The sequence below is a fragment of the Flammeovirga kamogawensis genome, assembly GCF_018736065.1.
Lineage (GTDB): Bacteria > Bacteroidota > Bacteroidia > Cytophagales > Flammeovirgaceae > Flammeovirga > Flammeovirga kamogawensis.
Map to the genome: position 1 here is coordinate 2,286,020 of NZ_CP076128.1, position 15,892 is coordinate 2,301,911.

The 15,892-nt window shown below is 31.5% G+C and carries 17 protein-coding genes; 9 read left to right on the plus strand and 8 right to left on the minus strand.

The window, feature by feature from the left end; all coding sequences use genetic code 11:
- Window positions 1-15: 15 nt before the first annotated feature.
- Both KM029_RS09095 and KM029_RS09100 read left to right on the plus strand, forming a co-directional pair.
- The gene (locus KM029_RS09095; RefSeq protein WP_144072987.1) at window positions 16-387 is read left to right on the plus strand and encodes a n-acetylglutamate synthase; all 372 of its coding nucleotides are present in this window, start codon (window positions 16-18) and stop codon (window positions 385-387) included.
- Between the two features lie 187 nt (window positions 388-574).
- Window positions 575-1,174 (plus strand): superoxide dismutase, encoded by a 600-nt coding sequence (locus tag KM029_RS09100; protein WP_144072988.1) that lies wholly within the window; start codon window positions 575-577, stop codon window positions 1,172-1,174.
- 125 nt (window positions 1,175-1,299) lie between these two features.
- Here the strand turns inward: KM029_RS09100 and KM029_RS09105 are convergent, their stop codons facing one another.
- From KM029_RS09105 to KM029_RS09115, 3 genes are read right to left on the minus strand one after another with little or no spacing between them, the layout of a single operon-like run.
- Entirely contained in the window at window positions 1,300-2,280 is a 981-nt protein-coding gene (locus tag KM029_RS09105; RefSeq protein ID WP_144072989.1) for a polyprenyl synthetase family protein, read from the minus strand.
- 12 nt (window positions 2,281-2,292) lie between these two features.
- The gene (gldF, locus tag KM029_RS09110) at window positions 2,293-3,027 is read right to left on the minus strand and encodes a gliding motility-associated ABC transporter permease subunit GldF (RefSeq protein WP_144072990.1); all 735 of its coding nucleotides are present in this window, start codon (window positions 3,025-3,027) and stop codon (window positions 2,293-2,295) included.
- A 23-nt stretch (window positions 3,028-3,050) separates the two neighbouring features.
- Window positions 3,051-3,674, minus strand: coding sequence for a DUF4251 domain-containing protein (locus KM029_RS09115; RefSeq protein ID WP_144072991.1), 624 nt, complete (start codon window positions 3,672-3,674; stop codon window positions 3,051-3,053).
- A gap of 208 nt (window positions 3,675-3,882) precedes the next feature.
- Here KM029_RS09115 and KM029_RS09120 point away from each other — a divergent pair, with 208 nt between their 5' ends.
- The 5 genes from KM029_RS09120 to KM029_RS09140 all read left to right on the plus strand — a co-directional run bounded on the left by KM029_RS09120 (window position 3,883) and on the right by KM029_RS09140 (window position 8,520).
- Window positions 3,883-4,491, plus strand: a complete 609-nt coding sequence (locus KM029_RS09120) for a TetR/AcrR family transcriptional regulator (RefSeq protein WP_144072992.1) — start codon at window positions 3,883-3,885, stop codon at window positions 4,489-4,491.
- A 42-nt stretch (window positions 4,492-4,533) separates the two neighbouring features.
- Entirely contained in the window at window positions 4,534-5,187 is a 654-nt protein-coding gene (locus KM029_RS09125; protein ID WP_144072993.1) for a TMEM175 family protein, read from the plus strand.
- A gap of 68 nt (window positions 5,188-5,255) precedes the next feature.
- Window positions 5,256-6,023: a ParA family protein gene (locus KM029_RS09130; protein WP_144072994.1), complete on the plus strand. Its 768-nt coding sequence runs from the start codon at window positions 5,256-5,258 to the stop codon at window positions 6,021-6,023.
- Window positions 6,024-6,041: 18 nt separating this feature from the next.
- Window positions 6,042-6,329 carry a ribbon-helix-helix domain-containing protein gene (locus KM029_RS09135; RefSeq protein ID WP_144072995.1) on the plus strand — a complete coding sequence of 96 codons (288 nt, stop codon included), beginning with the start codon at window positions 6,042-6,044 and terminating at the stop codon, window positions 6,327-6,329.
- Window positions 6,330-6,354: 25 nt separating this feature from the next.
- Entirely contained in the window at window positions 6,355-8,520 is a 2,166-nt protein-coding gene (locus KM029_RS09140; protein WP_144072996.1) for an FG-GAP-like repeat-containing protein, read from the plus strand.
- A gap of 6 nt (window positions 8,521-8,526) precedes the next feature.
- Here the strand turns inward: KM029_RS09140 and KM029_RS09145 are convergent, their stop codons facing one another.
- The 4 genes from KM029_RS09145 to KM029_RS09160 all read right to left on the minus strand — a co-directional run bounded on the left by KM029_RS09145 (window position 8,527) and on the right by KM029_RS09160 (window position 11,512).
- Window positions 8,527-8,766, minus strand: a complete 240-nt coding sequence (locus KM029_RS09145; protein ID WP_144072997.1) for a hypothetical protein — start codon at window positions 8,764-8,766, stop codon at window positions 8,527-8,529.
- A 16-nt stretch (window positions 8,767-8,782) separates the two neighbouring features.
- Window positions 8,783-9,424, minus strand: coding sequence for a hypothetical protein (locus KM029_RS09150; RefSeq protein WP_144072998.1), 642 nt, complete (start codon window positions 9,422-9,424; stop codon window positions 8,783-8,785).
- Between the two features lie 229 nt (window positions 9,425-9,653).
- The gene (locus tag KM029_RS09155) at window positions 9,654-10,217 is read right to left on the minus strand and encodes a DUF2911 domain-containing protein (RefSeq protein ID WP_144072999.1); all 564 of its coding nucleotides are present in this window, start codon (window positions 10,215-10,217) and stop codon (window positions 9,654-9,656) included.
- A gap of 47 nt (window positions 10,218-10,264) precedes the next feature.
- The gene (locus KM029_RS09160; RefSeq protein WP_144073000.1) at window positions 10,265-11,512 is read right to left on the minus strand and encodes a flavin monoamine oxidase family protein; all 1,248 of its coding nucleotides are present in this window, start codon (window positions 11,510-11,512) and stop codon (window positions 10,265-10,267) included.
- A 128-nt stretch (window positions 11,513-11,640) separates the two neighbouring features.
- Here KM029_RS09160 and KM029_RS09165 point away from each other — a divergent pair, with 128 nt between their 5' ends.
- On the plus strand, window positions 11,641-12,387 hold the full coding sequence (locus KM029_RS09165) for a SpoIIAA family protein (protein ID WP_144073001.1): 747 nt from the start codon (window positions 11,641-11,643) through the stop codon (window positions 12,385-12,387).
- Window positions 12,388-12,948: 561 nt separating this feature from the next.
- On the opposite strand, the gene KM029_RS09170 is transcribed toward KM029_RS09165, so the two are convergent.
- Window positions 12,949-14,103 carry a 2-isopropylmalate synthase gene (locus tag KM029_RS09170; RefSeq protein WP_144073002.1) on the minus strand — a complete coding sequence of 385 codons (1,155 nt, stop codon included), beginning with the start codon at window positions 14,101-14,103 and terminating at the stop codon, window positions 12,949-12,951.
- A 253-nt stretch (window positions 14,104-14,356) separates the two neighbouring features.
- Here KM029_RS09170 and KM029_RS09175 point away from each other — a divergent pair, with 253 nt between their 5' ends.
- The gene (locus KM029_RS09175) at window positions 14,357-15,883 is read left to right on the plus strand and encodes a hypothetical protein (protein ID WP_245006606.1); all 1,527 of its coding nucleotides are present in this window, start codon (window positions 14,357-14,359) and stop codon (window positions 15,881-15,883) included.
- Window positions 15,884-15,892 lie beyond the last annotated feature (9 nt).

Sequence of the window (15,892 nt, forward strand, 5' to 3'; positions counted from 1 at the left end):
CAAGCTGAACTATTTATGGAAAAAATTAATTATCACAACAAACGTTTTAGAGCTATTTCTAATTCTGAAAATGGAGAAGTAGATACTGAAACGTTCTTTCATTACCGACAGGGCGGTGATGTTATTTGGGCAACTTACCATGGTACCAATATTAAAATGGGTACAATTACAGGTATTGTAAAAGAAGATAGCTCTTTAGTATTTACATATCAACATGTAAATCTAAATGATGAAATCATGACAGGTAAGTGTATTTCTACTCCTAAAATTGAAGACGGAAGAATTATTCTTTCAGAAAACTGGGAATGGACTTGTAAAGATCATTCTAAAGGAGAATCTATTGTAGCAGAATTAGTCCAAAAAGATAATTTTGCACCTATGTTTTAAGAACATTTTATGGATCATAAACAAAAACTATGGTACTATAAATGAATTCGATGTATAATTGGTTCTCTTTTTAGAGTTTATTGTGTTAATTAGCATAAGCAAAAAAAAGGTGATCAATCTCATCGATTGAGAAAAATCATCCGCTCAAATTTTGAAACAATTTATTTAACAATAAAACATTACTAAAATGGCATTCGAGTTACCTCAACTTCCTTACGCTTATGACGCATTAGAGCCACATTTTGATGCTCGCACAATGGAAATTCACCACTCAAAGCATCATGCTGCATATACAGCAAAATTAAATGCTGCTGTTGAGGGTACTGCTGACGCTGGGAAATCTATCGAAGAATTATTATCTGCTGATACACTTTCTGGTGCTGTAAGAAATAACGGTGGTGGTTACTATAACCATAACTTATTCTGGACAATCCTTTCTCCAAACGGTGGAGGTGCTCCTACAGGAGATTTAGCTGCTGCTATCGACGCTGCTTTTGGTTCTTTCGATGCTTTCAAAGAAACATTTGCTAACGCTGCTGCAACTCGTTTCGGGTCTGGCTGGGCATGGTTATGTGTTAAAGATGGTGCTCTTTCTGTTTGCTCAACTGCAAACCAAGATAACCCATTAATGAAAGGTGAGTGCGGTGGAACACCAATCTTAGGTCTTGACGTTTGGGAACATGCATATTACTTAAACTACCAAAACCGTCGCCCTGATTACATCTCTGCATTCTGGAGTGTTGTAAACTGGGACGAAGTAGCAAAACGTTTTGCTGCTGCTAAGTAGTTTATAACTATACAATAGACATAAGTCTAAATGTAAAAACCTTGAAAGGATTCATTCTTTCAAGGTTTTTTTATTAAATGAGTAAAAAAGCTCCCTTATTTCTAAAGTAGCTTTCTAAAAATTCTTTAATGATCTCTATTTTGAAGATAGATGCCAAATTCTTTCAACAATTGCTTTCTGTCATCTGGAACATCTAATTTTTGTAAAGCAGTAAATCCTTTATCAAAATATTCATTTGATTTAGAAGTAGCCATTTCTTTTATACCTAATCTATTATAGATAGAAGTAACAGCCTTTACCTTTTTAACTTTATCAAATTCTTTTACTTCTAACCATTTTAGAAGTTCCGCTTCATCTTCTCCTTCAGCTTGTTTTAAAGCCTTGATAAGCATTAATGTTTTCTTATTAGAAATAATATCTCCACCAACTTGCTTACCAAACTTATCTTGATCAGCATATACATCTAGGATATCATCTTTAAGCTGAAAACCAAGTCCTACATTAACTCCAAACTCTTCTACAACTTTAGATTGTTCTTCAGATGCTCCGCCAATTAAAGCTCCCAACCTTAATGCAAAACCTATCAATACAGCTGTTTTAAGACGTATCATTTCTATATATTCTTCTTCAGAAACAATTGCTCGTTCTTCAAAGTCCATATCAAATTGTTGTCCTTCACAAACTTCAGTAGCACATTTATTAAATAATGAAATAGCAGGTCTTAACACATTATCTTCCACTTTCATAATGTAGTCGTATGCTTTTACAAACATCACATCGCCTGATAAGATAGCAATATTAGGATTCCACTTTTCATGTACAGTCATCTGACCTCTACGAAGTGGAGCATCGTCCATAATATCATCGTGCATTAGAGTGAAATTATGAAAAACTTCTACACCTATTGCAGGTTCTACAGCTTTTTTATAATCATCATTAAATAAATAACAACCTAATAACGTTAACGCAGGACGTAACCTTTTACCACCTAATGATAATATATAACGTAAAGGAGCATATAAATTTTCTGGAGCATCACCGTATGCTCTTTTTTCTAATTCTTTAGCAAGTAATTCCCCTGCCTCTTTTAAATTAAATTGTGCCATATATAATTTAGGTTATTGCTCCCAGCGTCTACTACCAATAGATAATTTGGCTAAGCTAAGTGCAATAATTATTAAACTGCAAAAATATAATATATCTCGAGAGTCTATTAACCCTCTACTTAAAGATCTATAATGAAAATCTACTCCCCATAAGCCAATAGCATATGCTTGATCACTTAATGCAGGAATAGCTGCCACAGAGGATATACCATCATAACAAACAAAACAAAGTGCTACTGCTATAATAAAAGAAACTATCTGACTTGAAGTAACTGAAGAAGCAAAAGTACCAATTGCGGCAAAACCACCAGAAAGAAGAATTAAACCAATGTAAGAACCTACAACAGCTGCTGTATCAATATTTCCTTTAGGAGCACCTAAATTATAAATTGAAAAGTAGTAAATAACTGTTGGAATTAATGCTAATATTGCTGTTACCCATGCTGCAAAAAACTTCCCACTAACAATCTGAAAATCAGTTAATGGTCGAGTAAATAATAATTCTAAAGTTCCTGTTTTTTTCTCTTCTGCTAAACCACGCATAGTTATAGCTGGTAAAAGGAACATAAAAACATAAGGTGCAACATTAAATAAGGCATCTAAAGAAGCATAACTACCTTCTAATATACTTGTTTGTGGAAAAACCCAAACAAATAATCCCATCATTATTAAAAAGATAGCGACTACTAAATACCCTAAAATTGCACTAAAGAAACTATTAATTTCTCGTTTAAATATTTGCCACATAAGTTAAAAAAGTAATGCTTTTATTAATAAGGTGTTGCTCCTTGAAATACTGATGATAAATCAGTTGGTAACAAATTACCACGGAACTTCACTTCAATATTTTCTGTTTGAGACCTTACTGATGCATCCGCCCAGTTATCTGCCCCATTTAAGTTTATTCTTACTGCAGCCTGCATCATAGAACCTTGTACATTAAAGCTCATGTTTACACCACCATGTTCATTTTCTTTTAACTCTAGATCAGTAATTTTACCATCTAATGTAATTCCTCCAACACCGTTATAACCAACTATACCTTCAAAACCCAATTGTACAACACAAACGTCTCCATTAAGTTTAATAAAATTGATAGAATTTGTTACTTGAGCAACATTTCCATATCTATCATATACTTGGTTGGCCTGTAAAACAAACTTTTGATCTTTCATTGCCTGTTTAGACATTTCAAAACGAGCTGTTTCTTCTGCTTTGGCCTGTTGTTTAGCTAATTGCTTTGCCTTTTTTCTTTCCTCTTTCGCTTTTTTCTTTGCTAGCTTCCTCTGCTCCTTTTCTGTCAAAGGTTTTTCTTGTTCATCTTGTGCATTTACTTGTCCTGCAAAAGCAATAAGTAAAGTAAATACGAATATTTTAAATAAATTATGTTTCATAGTTCTTGTTAGATTTAGTATTGATAATGTTCGGGAACTTAAAAAATAAGCTATACTATATAATTTAGATACTTAATAAGTGCTACTTTTCTTTAAAAAGTACAGGCAAATATACGCAATCATTACACGTATTGAAGATTTAAGTTTATTTTTTATAATTGATTATTAACTTTACTATAAATAATTCATTCGATTAAATAAACCCAATATGAAAAATAATAGAGAACATGTTTTAAAAGTTGCTACAAAATTAATTTCTGAAAGAGGATTTGATGGAGCATCTACAAGAGAAATTGCCCAAAGAGCTAAAGTGAGCCAAGGAATGATAAATTATTATTTTGGTTCAAAAGAAGCACTTCTTAAAGAAATCATTTCTGATTTTTCGAAACAAATTAATACCGTTGTAACAGAACTAAAACACTCAGAAAAAGAAGGTTTAGATTTTTTAAAAAGTGCATTACTGAAATTCTTTAAGGTCTCTTTCGAAAATAGAGACTTATCGAGAATTATGAATGTTGAAGAAACAATGGACCTTAGAGATGAAGTGATCTCTCAAAATGATGAGGTTTCTAAAATTGTGAGTGATCTATTTATTTCAAATATTTTAGATGGTAAAGCTAAAGGTATTTACAATGAAGATTGTGATGAAGAACTTGTTGTGACTTTCTTAGTAAATGCTCTGAATGATTACATTATAAGATCTGAAAGAATAATTATCAAACAACCTATAAAGGGCGTCTCTGCTTATTCAGATCATCATCAAAAAAGAGTATTAGAATTTAGTTATAGCTATTTAGAAAAAATGTTACTCCCATAATTACAACTACAATTTCTACTATTTTATAAAAATTTGGTATCAATGGAAAATCAACAGAACAATAAAAAAGCAAAAGTTATTTCTAAAAGTTGGCTAATAAGAATAACTCGATTATCAGATATAATTTTTGCAACGTCAATGACAATGTTGCTTTTAGCAATTGATCTACCTGAGGTTAAAGCAATAGAAAGTAATAAACAGCTTTTAACTGCGTTAAGTAAGCAACTACCTATTTTAGGTATTTTCCTTTCAACTTTTGTTTTGTTAGCGGTTTATTGGTTAAAACACACAACCACAACACGATTAATGAAAGGAGCCGATACACTTTATATGTGGTTAGACCTAATCCTGTTGGCTTTTGTAGCATTATTACCATTTTCTAATGGTTTAGCTACTGCTTTTCCAGACTACTTTATTTCCATAGCAATATATGGTATTAATGTTTTTATAATTGGTAGTTGTTCTTTCTTTGCCTGGAGACACGCAAGTAAAAATAACCTACTACTTAAAGAAGAAATGGATAAAAAAGAAGCTGAAGTTATAAGTAGCGAAAGCTGGATGGAACCCGTATTAGCTATAGTTTCTATTATAACAGGTTATTTTTATATTGATTATGCTCAACTTCCGTTTATTTTAGTACCAATTATCTATGGTCTACAAACCAAATGGAAAGAGAAAAAAAATAGAGCACGTTAATTGCTCTACAATTTAGGGTACTTTTTAAATAAATTGTACCTGTACGTCACTTACAAACGCAAACATCAATGGCAGCACAAGTCATTTCTATTAGTAACCATAAAGGTGGTGTAGGTAAAACTACATCTGTTGTAAATCTTGGTGCAGGACTGCATCAGTTAGGTAAACGTGTCTTGATGATAGACATGGACCCTCAAGCAAATTTAAGTCAATCTCTTGGTGTTTTTGAACCTGAGAAATCTGTATATACTATGCTTAGAGGCTTCTGTAAAATAGAAGATGCTATGCAAGAATTAGAACTAGACCTTCAATTAATTCCTTCTGAACTAGATTTATCTGGAGCAGAATTAGAATTAAGTATGGAAGCTGGTAGAGAATTTATTCTTAAAGATCATATTAATAAAGTAAAAGATAATTTTGACTTTATTTTAATAGATTGCCCTCCAAGTTTGGGTTTACTTACTATTAATGCATTCACTGCTTCTAATCAAGTATTCTTTCCTTTACAAGCTCAATTTTTAGCTACTCAAGGTTTAAAAAAATTACTCGAGGTTATTGAAAAAGTACAGCAGCGCTTAAACCAAGATCTTGAAGTTGGTGGTGTATTTATTACTCAGTTCGATAAAAGAAAAATATTAAATAGAAACGTAAAAGATGCTATTGAGAAGCACTTTGGCGATAAACTTTTTAAAACAGTAATAAGAGAAAATGTAGCTCTAGCTGAAGCACCTTCAAGACAAACAAACATCTTTAAATACAATCCTAAGAGTAATGGAGCGTTAGATTATTGGGGACTAGCACAAGAAGTACTAGATAGAACCACTGTTAACGCCTAACTCTAAATAACTATCATCATGGCAAAAAAAAGTTTTTCAGGAGGATTAGATTCACTATTAGGAGGAGCACCAATAGGTAATAATAAACCATCTACTCCAGCATCCACTACTCAATCTGTAATTCCTAAAAAAGAGAATATACAACCAAGTCCTGTGCAAAAGAATGACGCAATAGATACCTTTTCTTTATTGCCTGTTACCTTCCAAGACAAAATAACAGCACTTTCAAATAAAGAAGGTCGCTCTAGAGAAGAAATAATTAAGGAGGCAATTGGTTTCTATCTAGATTTTCAAGTAGATTTATAGAATAAACCTACAAGCCAAAACCCTTATGAAGCATACGCTATTATTTTTAATCACATTTTTATTTTGTTTAAGTAATTCTTATGCTCAAAATATTGGTTTTGTTCCCTCAACATCAATTGTTGTAGAAAACGGAAATCAAGAATTAAAAAATGCATGGTCTGGAGGGTTAAATGCTGTTCAACTCTTTAATATTGATTTAAATCTAAATGGCAATAATGATCTCGTTATTTTTGATAGGTCTACGAGAAAAATTTATACCTACTTATGGAGTTCAACCTCACAAGAGTGGTTATATTCCCCTCAATATGAAGATGCTTTCCCAAGTGATATCCGTTTTTGGATTCAAATTCAAGACATTAATGGAAATGGCCACAAAGATTTAATCATTGGAAGAGAAGATGGAATTTACCTCCACACTAACTCTTCAGACGATCAATTATCTTTCAATAAAACACCCGTTCAATTACAATCCACTACTTTTTCTGGAGCCCCAACACCATTGGTATGCTCTTTATTAGATACACCCGCCATCTCAGATGTTAATGGAGACGGTTTATTAGACTTTATAACTTTTGTTCCGGGATTAGGAGGTACAATTGAGTACCATGAAAACATTGGTGGCAACTCTGATACACCCTCCTTTAAAAAGAAAAGTAATAATTGGGGCGATTTTCAAGAATGTGGTGATTGTGCCACATATATCTTTGGAGATGAAACCTGTGGATCAAATGGTAGAATTATGCACTTAGGTTCTGCTATTAGCTTTGAAGATATAAATGGCAGTGGCCTTAAAGACCTTTTGATTGGTGAGATGAATTGTAGTAATTTAGTTTCACTTCCAAATAAAGGTAACGAATCAACAGCTCTTTTTAATGAAAGTATTTCTAACTTTCCTACCTCACACCCTGTAAATTTCCCACTCTTCCCTGCCTCTTTCTTTGTTGATATCAATAATGATGGGCAAAATGATATGGTTGTAGGCGCTAACCTAACATCTAATGAAGGTGATCTAACAAATTTCAGTAATAGTATCTGGTTATATAAAAATACTGGCACTTCATCTGCTCCTGTTTGGACATTTATACAAGAAAACTTTCTACAATCTGCAGCAATTGATTTAGGAGAACGTTCCAAACCTTTTGCCTATGATGTGAATAAAGATGGGTTAGATGACCTCTTGGTTGGCTATAGAGGAACATTTAATAGTAATAATGAAATGATGGGCGGAGGTATTGCTTATTTCCAAAACATAGGCACCGAAAATGTTCCTAAGTTTAAACTTATCGATTTAGACTATTATTCTATTACTAACTGGGGAATGATTGATATAAATCCTCAAATAGTAGACCTTACAGGAAACGGTAGCGAAGATTTAGTAATAAGTGCAAGAAAACCAAATAGTAATAAGGCAGGTGTTTATCTATTTCCAGCTAATGGCCTTTCATTTGACACTGATAACCCTACTTTAATTTTTGAACACAGACCTGAAGAAAACACTTATTTATATGATATAGATAATGACGGCAAAACCGACATTTTATTAGGTACATTTGGTGGTGAACTTCAGTTTTATAAACAAAACGAAAAATTAGATTTTGTACTAGAAGAAAATGAATTTAAAGGTATTAATGATAACCTACTTCGTAAATACCCTTCTGCATTTATCACTGATTTTGATAAAGACGGTACATTAGATCTTTTAGTATGGGATGACAGTGGTACTCCAAGAGTTTGGAGAGATTATAAAAATGACAACTCTACTTTCCAGAGTAAAGCATTTTATAACGAAACAAGCAACTCATTTACAGATAGAACATATGGGAACAAACTAAGTAGCACAATAATAAACAACTTTCTAATTACTGGTTCTGAAGGAGGAGGACTCTATTTAGCAACTATTGATACGCACGAAGCACCAACTGCTATTGCAGATGAAATCAGCACATCTACCTTACATTTAAAGGTATATCCTAACCCTACATCTTCAGATTTTATTATAGAAAACAATAACAACTCAACATTACAATTAAATGTAATGTCTATTAATGGAAATATTATTTTAGAAGACAGTATAACATCCCATAGCAATCTAAAGGTGTCAACTCAAAAATGGGTAAAAGGAATTTATCTACTTCAATTTACAGATGTCTATACATCTACATTAATTACCAAAAAGATAATTGTAAAATAGATTATACTATGAACAACACCTATTTGATCGAAGCAAATAAGCTACATCAAATTTTAGAATACCTCTAAAAGTTCGTAAGTAAACATCAGAAACTGCATCTGTTGAACCTTCACTTTTAATCAATTGTAGTAATTGATCCTTAGGTAAATCTTCTACTTCTTCTTCTGATTGCATTCCTTGTGCATTAATCAGAACATCAGCTATAGATAAGCTTAAATCTTTGTCTTTTTTTGATAATTCTATCATTGGATTATTAATTAACCTAACTTCTATCTTGAACAATATGTTTACGTAATATCCATAAAACAGCAGGTAAATTATCATATACTTGCTCTTGAACTTCAATTATTTCTAGAATTTTCCCATCGACATATTTATCGACAAAAAACTCTTTAGGAGGCTCATATAGTGCATCTACTATTTCATAAAAATCTTCCTCATCAGTTTCTCCTTTACCATTTAAATAGGCTGCATTAGCAATTTTCTTTGCTAAAATTTCTGCATTCTTATTATCATATCCATAGTAGGATGAATACAGAACAAACTCTAAAATTTCAGCAATAGGTTCTCTTTCTACAGGTAACTTCTGAGCAAATTTTCTTAATGCACTCATGAAATCCAATAAATCAATTGTAACCAAATCATCATCAACTTTAACAGGAAACATCATAGACATTGCAAACCTTGTTTCTTGCATTAAGATGCTATTCTCCTCTTCGTCAAAGTATAAACGTATAAATATTTGTGTCGGATCACCTTTTTCTTGGAACTCTTCAATTCCCTCAATTGCTTCCCACATTGCTCCAATAACACGAGATCCATCTTTAAATATTCTGGGTATTCTTAAAAACTTAACCCTCTTATTATTAAGATATTCCTCTAAAGTAATCTTTGCCGTTGTCATTTTGTTCTCTTAAATACGTTGGTTCATTTGTCAAAAAATTCTCCGTATAATCCTATTGTAATTATCGAAAAACTTAAGTGATTTGATTAAAATCTAATATAATATAGTAATTACTTTTGGAAAAGTACAAATACAAAGAGGTAATCCTACCACTTTATGTAATAAAGTAAAAGAATTACCTCAAATTATAATTTCAATACTATTATTTTTGTCTTACAAACTTTCTAACCTACTGTTTGTTCATTGTTAGATCTACCTGAATTTTATCCCAAGAAAAATGCAAATAGTAGGTATCTTTTTCTAAAGGTGTATCTACCCAAATCTTAAAACTTTCTACAGAAGAATCTAAATTTTTTACTGTTTCAGCAACTTCTAAAACATCAAATTTAGGATCTCTACTTGCCTTACCTCCAAACTGAACACCCCAATCATTAATCTTAGAATTAAAGATTACTTGCCAATGGTCTGACTCAGGAACAGTCCATAACGTATATTCTCCTGCAGGTAATATTTTACCATTAATTTTTAAATCTACATTTGTTGTAATTGTTGTTGGTTCATTAGCTCCAGTTCTCCAAACATGACCATAAGGTACTAAGTTACCAAAAATGACTCTTCCTTTCTTAAAAGGTGAACAATACACAAGGTTAATTTCTGTAGTTCCAAAAGCATAATTTTCTTCTATTTTAGGACTATGTTTTTTTGTTTCTTTTATCATAAAATATTGACCAGCATAAATTAATAAAATCAATGCTATTACAACACCTATAAATATTTTAAAAGCTTTTCTCATTAGATTGGATGTTTAGTATTTAGTTATAAACTACACATTAACAAAAATCATACATTAATTGCAAAGTAATTTTCAACAACTTCTTCAGCTGTTTCCATAGCCCCATGAACTGTTGCTACATGTCCGTTAGTATGACATGCTTCCCCTATAAAGAATATTTTATTATTGATTGGCTCTTTCAAAGCTGCTCTATGTTCATTCGCATTTTTAGTAGCAAAAGAATAAGTTCCACAAGTATATTGTTGTTTACTCCAATCCTGCCCAAAATGACTCTTATATAATGACATGACTTGATGTTTAGGATACATTTCATCAAGTTCATTAATTAAAATTTCAGCTAATTCATCATCATTTAATTGGTTAAACTCTTCAGAGGCATCACCCATTAAAAATGCTACAATATGATTAGGGTGAGAAGGTCTAATTAAATACATTGGACACTTTTCACCTCCAATTATTTCCACAGTATCTTCTTCCCAAAACGGTGAATCAAATTCTATAAATAACTTTCGCCCTTTACCAAAACCTAAAGTTTCTATAGCTGTCTGCTTATTTTGAGGTAGAGCCGGTGTAAAGTTAATTTTCCCTTCTTTTAATGCTCCTAAAGATGCTGTAATAATCACTTTATCAAAAGTATGAACAGTTCCATCGTGTAAAAGTAATTGTACACTATCCTCTAAATAATTGACATCTACAACAGCAGAAGAAGTGAAAATATTACTTTTTAATTTCTTCACGAAAAAATCTATAGCATCACTATATTTCCCCCAACTAAAATAGTTTCTATCTCCCGATGACCACCTCCATTCATCTTCTCCTAATGAAAATGCATGAGCTTTCTCAGCATCTGTACTATATTCACTTAAAAAACCTCTTATAATATGACGTACATGTGCGTTATAAAGTCCTTTTTGTTTTAATACCTGAAGAACAGTTCCATCATATGTTTCTTGATCTATATTTTCAAAATAATTAAATATATCTTGTACTATTGGTGGTAAATCATGTAACTCTTCAGTATCGGTTAGGCGTTTATTAAACCATACAAATTCATCACCAACAATAGGTTCTAATTTTTGTCCTAAGTGAGTTAACATTTCATGGATCACAGCAGATTTTCCATGAATTTCTGCAGCTCCTAATTCAATAAATTGATGTTCGTGTAATTGTTTTGTATATACCCTACCACCTAACCTATCGGTTGCTTCGAATAATTGAACACTATAATTTCTTTCTTTTAGAATTGATGCTGCATACAATCCAGCTATTCCTCCTCCTATTATTGCTACTTTCATATTTTATCTGATTTAATTGATGAACTGAAATTAGTAAAACTAGTAGTATAAAAAAACTTGATTAATTGTATCCTTCACTAGAATATCTCGTATATTCAGAAGTACATCCATAAAAAAATTAAAATAATATGATTACAATTAACACATCTCTTGGAGCACAAGTGCTTGGCTTTACAGTTGAAGGTGAAATAGATAGAGAAGGGATTAACCAATTTTATGATGCATTAGCTCAAAAAGCAGAAGCAGGTAAAGTTAAGCTTCTTGGAGAAATAAAAAATATTAACGGAATAGACAGTTTCAAAAGTTTTTTTGATGCTATTCAGAAAAAAATTAAAGCCACTCAGGTTGTCGAAAAATATGCAATTATAGGTGATATGGATTGGCTTAAAAATATTTCTGGCATAGCTGACTTTATCTTCCCTAATATTCCTATTAAATATTTTAGTTCAGAAAACCGTGACAATGCTTTAATTTGGTTACTACAAAAAGAAGAAGCGTTTGTTCCTGGAATCAAAAAAATTGAAACAGACTCTGAAGATAATTATTTGGCGTATAAATTAACAGGTAAAATTACTCCACAGGAATATGTAGCAATTGACAATGAATTCTTTCAACAAATCAATTCTAATAAACCATTAAACTTATATCTAGAATTTGCAGGTTTTGAAGGTTATTCTTCTATTGCCTCTGCATGGGATGATTTTAAAACGGGTATAAAATATTACAGCAAAATAAATAAAATTGCCATTATTGGTACAAGTGACTGGATGGATATTTTAACGCGTGTCGGTGATGTTTTAACTCCAGGAATCAATATAGAGTACTTCTCTATAGATGATAAAGATAGAGCTACCACATGGCTTAATATTAAATAAACAAAGTGACATCCTTTTAAAATAAAAGAATGTCACTTAAAAAAGTAAGATTACACTAATTGGAACTATAAGTTGATAATAAGGTTAGTTTAATAATTGAATTGGTATCTAATAGTACACTATTAATTGCCGATAAGAAAAATAGGTGAACACTAAAGTAAATTACTTATCGGCTGATGTTTTGTATTAAAATGAAATAAATTTATAGTAATACTCTTTTTATTACATTACAAATATAGCAGGTGCCTTTTACTAAAATTATGATGATATACAGCAACCTAGCTCTTTTTAAACAGAAATAAACCTGCGAAAAAACAGGTTTTATTTTCGATGAAAATTAAGAATATCAACAACAAAAAACACCTACTATAGGGTTGGAATATCCAGCTCTATAGTAGGTGTTTTTCTTAAATTTATTGTGGTTTAACTATAGTAATTTTTAGGCAAAAAAAGAACGGCCTCCAACCGGAAGCCGCACTTACCACATACTAACCATAAATGGTTTTAAACCATATATAAACACATATAAACATAAATTCTTTTTAATACTTGTGTAGTAGACTAAGCCACTTTTACAAGTTGAAGTAATTTCTCAAGGTGTTCGTCTTCAACAGTTTGTAAAGTATCTGCCATTTTAACGAACTCTTGATAAGCAAGTTCTAACGCATCATGGTCTAATGTATGACCTAATTTTTGAATACGATAGAAAAGTGCTGCTCTACCACTTCTTGCAGTTAAAACAATCGAAGATTGTGATACACCTACTTCTGCAGGGTCAATAATCTCATAGTTATCTCTGCTTTTAATTACACCATCTTGGTGTATTCCAGATGAATGTGAGAATGCATTATCACCTACAATTGCTTTGTTAGGTTGGATAGGCATACGCATAGTATCTGATACTAAACGGCTAATTTCATAAATCTTTTGAGTATGAATTGCAGTATCAAAATTCAACATATTATGCTTTCTCATTGCCATTACTACTTCTTCCATAGAAGTATTACCAGCACGCTCACCAATACCATTAACAGTACATTCAATTTGGCGAGCACCATTACTTACACCTGCTAAAGAGTTAGCAGTAGCCATACCTAAATCGTTATGACAGTGTGTTGAAATAATAGCTTTATCTATATTTTTTACGTTTTCCTTTAAAAATCTGATTTTAGCACCATATTCCTCGGGAATACAATATCCTGTTGTATCAGGAATGTTTACTACTGTAGCTCCTGCTGCAATTACAGATTCTATAACCTTAGCTAAATACACATTATCAGTTCTTCCTGCATCTTCTGCATAAAACTCAACATCTTCAACAAATGTTTTCGCTAATTTTACAGCCGCAACTCCTCTTTCGATTACTTGATCTCTATCAAGTCTCAATTTTGTGAATATATGCTGATCTGAAGTACCAATACCCGTATGGATTCTTGGTTTTTTAGCAGGCTTTAAAGCTTCTGCAGCTACTTCAATATCTTTTTTAACGGCTCTTGTTAAACCGCAAACAGTCGTATTTTGTATTACCCTTGCAATTTGGTTCACAGCTTCAAAGTCACCAGGGCTTGAAATTGGAAAACCAGCTTCTATAATATCAACGCCTAGATTTTCGAGGGCACGTGCAATTACTAGCTTTTCAGCGGTGTCTAAACGGCAACCAGGTACCTGTTCTCCATCTCGTAATGTTGTGTCGAAAATAAATACTTTATCGTTCATAGGCTTAAACACTTATTTAAAAGTGTGTCTGTTATATCTTAGAAATAATTACAATTATTATTATCGTTATGATATTGCTAATGTAAAAGGTGATAAAAAGCATCAAAAACTAAAAAAATAACATTTTACGATGTTTAATTATCATTTAACTACAATAGAATGTAAATTTGATCATTCATAAGCATTATAAACGTTTATAATAAATACGATGCCTAAAGAAAGATCAAATCATCTTTATCAACTGATTAAGTCGATGTCAAGAAGTGAGAAGCGCTATTTTAAGCTTGTTTCTAATGAAACCAATACAAATGCGTCTAAGAAATTCATGCTCTTATTTGACTTAATAGACAAACAAGAGGTATTTGATGAAGATACTTTATTAGCTTCAACCAAAGAATTAAAGCCTGCTCAATTCTCTAATTTAAAAGCTCATTTATATAAGAGAATATTGCAAGCCTTAAGGCAGTTCCATTTAACTAAAATGGAAGATGCTGAAATTCGAGAAATGATTGACCATTCTGAACTTTTATACAATAGAGGGCTATATGATCAATGTGCTGATATTCTAAGAAAATCAAAGAAAAAAGCACAAAAGAGTGATCACCTTGAGCTTTTATTAGAAATCTTGCGTTGGGAAAAAAGTTTATTAGCACACACACTAGACAGACACAACCAAAGAAGGGTAAATAAATTAATCCAAGAAGTACAAGACGTAAACGATAGAATTAATCATATCAATACTTTCTCGAATATTTCTGCTCGGTTAAATGCTTTCTATCTAAAAGTAGGTTATGTAAAATCTCAAAAAGATTTAAACCAAGCATTAAAACTAGTAGACCACAATATTCTATCTATAGACGAAAATAAATTATCTATAAATGAAAAGCTTTCTTTATATGATCTCTATGTAGGCTTCTATTATTTTACACATAATGTAGAGAAAGGATATGAATACGCTCTAAAGTATTTGGCTGTTTTTGAGAATGATAACGACATCATTCACAATAAGTTAGACCTTTATATTAATGCTATAAACAATGTATTAATTGGACAATACAAATTGAATAAATATAAAGATTTTGTAAACACAAAGTCTCTATTCCGCAAAATTCGATTAATGAATAAAGTTGATTTAAGTGAGAACATTAAAATGAAATTGCTTAAATACTCTTACATTCATGAGTTTAACCGCTTGTTTATGTTAGGTGACTTTACGGGTGGTGTTCAAAGGTTAAATGCACTTTTAAATAATATAGAGTTCTTTATTTCTAAAATTAATAAGCACTCTCGCCTAATTCTTTATTACAAAATAGCATGCTTGTATTTTGGTGCAGACGATTTTCGTTTATCATCAAAATGGCTAAATAGAATTATTAATTCTGATGCTCTAGAAATGGATGTTAGAGAAGACGTTCACGTTTTTGCTAGAATTGTAAATCTTATTTGTCATTATGAAATGGGGAATACTGATTTAGTAGATTACTATGTCAAATCTACCTACCGTTTTATGTTGAGAAAAGACAATCTTTTCAAGTTTCAGAAATATATTATGGGTTTCTTGAAAAAGTTATCTAGAAACATGAATGAGCAAGAACTCATGAAAGCATTTAAGCAATTAAGAGATCTATTAATACCTTTAGAAGATGATCAGTTTGAGAAATATCCATTCATGTATTTTGATATAATTTCTTGGCTTGAAGGTAAAATTGAGAAAAAGACTGTTCAAGAAATCATCCAATCAAAAGCAAAAATTACTCTTGGAGATGAATATCCTAATTAAACGCTATAA